Annotated in this window: 2 tRNA genes and 1 rRNA gene; all 3 read left to right on the top strand. The window is 49.6% G+C overall.

What is annotated here, in order from left to right:
• Positions 1-109, top strand: a 5S ribosomal RNA gene (gene rrf, locus WFJ73_RS33215); the annotation flags it as partial.
• 35 nt (positions 110-144) lie between these two features.
• Positions 145-221, top strand: a tRNA-Ile gene (locus WFJ73_RS33210).
• A gap of 27 nt (positions 222-248) precedes the next feature.
• A tRNA-Ala gene (locus WFJ73_RS33205) sits at positions 249-324 on the top strand.
• The last annotated feature ends 182 nt before the right edge of the window (positions 325-506 follow it).

Here is a 506-nt window from a genome sequence, read left to right as displayed (position 1 = left end):
CGATGGCGGAGGGGAACCACGCGTTCCCATACCGAACACGACCGTTAAGCCCTCCAGCGCCGATGGTACTTGGACCGCAGGGTCCTGGGAGAGTAGGACGTCGCCAAGCGGGTGTAACAACCTATTTGAATTGAATAATATCGAGGGCCTTTAGCTCAGCTGGTTAGAGCGCACCCCTGATAAGGGTGAGGTCGGTGGTTCGAGTCCACTAAGGCCCACCATATCTCAGATATTATCATTCCCTTTATGGGGCCATAGCTCAGCTGGGAGAGCGCCTGCCTTGCAAGCAGGAGGTCAGGAGTTCGATCCTCCTTGGCTCCACCAATAATTTTTTGTATGTTGTCTATTTGCTGAAGATTTACTCGGAAGCTTAGTCAACGCAAAAGACTTGTTCTTTGAAAACTGGATAGCGAAAGATGAAACATCCTTAAGCAAGAAATGTTTTTATTAGGTTAAGCTAATAAGAGCGCACGGAGGATGCCTAGGCACTAGGAGCCGAAGAAGGA

The sequence above is a fragment of the Paenibacillus sp. MMO-58 genome, from assembly GCF_037146255.1.
Taxonomy (GTDB): domain Bacteria; phylum Bacillota; class Bacilli; order Paenibacillales; family Paenibacillaceae; genus Pristimantibacillus.
This window is presented reverse-complemented; position numbering and strand designations above follow the sequence as displayed.